Annotated in this window: 1 protein-coding gene; it reads left to right on the top strand. The window is 69.0% G+C overall.

Annotation, left to right across the window (positions count from 1 at the left end; genetic code table 11):
- Positions 1 to 2,903, top strand: a 2,903-nt coding sequence (locus tag AUC47_RS10775) for a fibronectin type III domain-containing protein (RefSeq protein WP_143740727.1), incomplete at its 5' end; no start/stop codon positions are given.
- Between the last annotated feature and the right edge of the window lie 142 nt (positions 2,904 to 3,045).

The raw sequence follows: 3,045 nt of genomic DNA on the forward strand, positions 1-3,045 counted from the left end.
GCGCGACCGCCTCGGCCGTGCTGCAGATCACGGTCGATGAGGACGTGCCGCTGCAGGCGCCCGTCGCCCGCGACGACCGCGTGCGCCCCGAGGATCTCAAGGACGACAGCCTCACCGCCGAGGTGGACATCCTCAAGAACGACGAGGACCCGGACGGCACGACCGACGCGCTCGACGTCACGCTCGGCGCCGGTGCGACACAGCTCGACAACGGTCTCGTGCGGGTGACGGTGCAGGAGGAGCAGCAGCTCATCCGCTACACGTTGACCGACCGAGACGGCCTCGAGGCCTCGGCCTTCATCTTCGTTCCCGCCGAGTCCGGCCTGCGGCCCATGGTCGACCTCACGAAACCCGTGGAGGTCATCAGCGGTGAGACGAAGGCTCTGCCCCTGTCGGAGTACGTGACGGTGGCCGGAGGCGGGACCGCTCGCATCACCGAGCACGCCAAGGTGACCGCCGTGCACGCCGACGGCTCCGACCTCGTCAAGGACGAGACCTCGCTCGTCTACACCTCGGCCGCCGGCTACTTCGGCCCCGACGCGATCACGTTCGAGGTCACGGACGGCGACGGCCCTGACGACCCCGAGGGGCGCAAGGCGACGCTGACCATCCCGATCGACGTGCTGCCTCCCGACAACCAGCAGCCCGTCTTCGTGAACAGCCAGATGCAGGTCGCACCGGGTGAGGACGCGACGGCACTCGACCTCGCCGCACTCACCACCGACCCTGATCCCGAGGACGAGGGCAAGCACAAATACACCTTCGTCAGCGGCGACGGCAAGGGAGTCTCGGCCCGGGTCGACGGCACGCAGCTGCTCGTGGAGGCCTCGTCGAGCGCCAAGAAGGGCACGGCGCTCACGCTCAAGGTGCGTGTCACCGACGGGGAGACGGAACCCGTCGAGGGCACCGTGACGGTGCTCGTCGCGGCATCCACCCGTGCCATGCCCGCCGCCAACACCGACACGGTGTCGGAGGCTGACCAGGGCAAGCCGGTCACGGTCGACGTGCTGGCGAACGACTTCAACCCGTTCCCGGAGACGCCGCTCAAGGTCGTCTCGGCCGTGGTCGAGGCCGGAATGGGCAGCGTCTCGCAGAAGGGCGACCAGCTCACGGTCACTCCCGCGGCGACCTTCGTCGGCACGCTCGTCGTGCGCTACCGGATCCAGGATGCGACCGAGGATCCCGACCGCGAGGTCAACGGCCAGGTCGTGGTGACGGTGCAGGGCGTTCCCGAGGCTCCCGGCGCGCCGGTCGTCACGAGCGTGCAGGACCGCACGGTCGTCGTGTCGTACGGCGCTCCGTCGAACAATGGCGCCGAGATCACCAAGTACACCGTGAAGGCCGTGAGCGGAGGGGCCTACACGAAGGAGTGCCGCTCGACCACGTGCACGCTCGACGGACTCACCAACAACGTCGAGTACACGTTCCAGGTCACCGCGACGAACCGTGTCGGCGAGGGCAAGCCCTCCGGGACGTCGGCCGTCGCCCGTCCCGACGCGCGCCCCGACACGCCGAACCCGCCCACGCTGAAGTTCGGCGACAAGTCGCTCGCCGTCAGCTGGACGACCCCCTCGACCCCGGGTTCGCCGGTCGAGAGCTACACGCTCGAGATCTCGCCCGCTCCGCCTTCGGGCGTCGCGCAGAAGCAGGTCACCGGGAACTCGCTCACCTGGGAGGGCCTCGAGAACGGCGGCAACTACCAGGTGCGGGTGCAGGCGCACAACAAGGCGCCGGATCCGTCGAGCTGGAGCAACTGGTCCGCATCCGAGGTTCCGGCCGGGCCGCCACTGAAGCCCGCCGCCCCGACGACGACCCAGCTCGCATCGGTCGGCACCGAAGCGCAGATGCAGGTCAATTGGAGTGCGCCGAACTCGAACGGTGACGCGATCGCGAGCTACCAGCTCGAGGTGCGCAACGGCGGCACGGTCGTCAACACGCTCACCCCCGGCGCAGGAGCGACCTCGCAGGCCGTCAAGGTCCCGACATCGGAGACGCCGTACACCTACCGCATCCGCGCGCAGAACAAGGCCGGATGGGGCGAGTGGTCCGAGCTGTCGGCACCTCGCCGCGGTGTGAACGCTCCCGGCGCGCCGACGAGCCTGAGGGCCCAGGCGGGCGACCGTCAGATCGTGAACATCTCGTACAACGAGGGGGCCCGCAACGGCGCCAAGTCGAGTGAGCTCAGCTACCAGTACACCTTCAACGGAGGCGGCAGCTGGCAGGCGCTCAACGGCACCACGATCGGCGGGCTGACCAACGGCCAGACCTACAACCTGCAGATCCGTGCGGTCGCGACCGTCGACGGGACCACCTATGCGGGTGCCGCGTCGAATGTGGCGCAGGTCGTGCCTTTCGGACAGCCCAAGCCGCCCGTGGCCAGAGCCGAGAACCTCGGCCAGTCGATCCGGCTGTCGTGGGACGCGCGCAATTCCGACAACGGGCGACCTATCGATCGCGTGGAGATCAGCATCGACGGCGGTGGCTGGCGCGGCGTCTCCGCGAACGGCTCGGAGACCGTCGGCAACGGCTACGAGCAGACGCACAGCATCAGGGTGCGGGCGCACGCAGCGGAGGGTGGGTGGTCGCCGGAGGCCTCGGCATCCGCTCGCACGAACGACCGTCCGGCCGAGGTCCTGAAGACCGGCAAGGGTGCGTCCGGCAACTGGCCGGGCGAGTGCACGCACTCCTCGTGCGCGTACGTCACCCTCACGGTGCAGAACTTCCGGAGTCCGGGCAACTACACCCTGCGGTGCGACGACGGCGGACAGTTCGGCAACTCGGCGCGGTACGTGCCCGAGAACGGCACTGTGCAGCTGGGCTGCTTCTACGGAAACCCCGGCCGCTCCATCCGCGTCTACATCGTCGAACTCAACCGTTACGCCGATGCGCTCAGCTGGTATTAGCGCGACCCGCCCCCGCGTCGCGCCGCACGACCCTTCACAGAACGAGGAACCGACACACTCATGACCATGACCCCCGAACAGGCCGCCTGGTTCCAGGGCACCTTCCAGCGCCTCGTCGACAACGTGGACCGGGCCGTGCAGG

Origin of the sequence: Microbacterium sp. SZ1, assembly GCF_002362255.1 — a bacterium.
Taxonomy (GTDB): domain Bacteria; phylum Actinomycetota; class Actinomycetes; order Actinomycetales; family Microbacteriaceae; genus Microbacterium.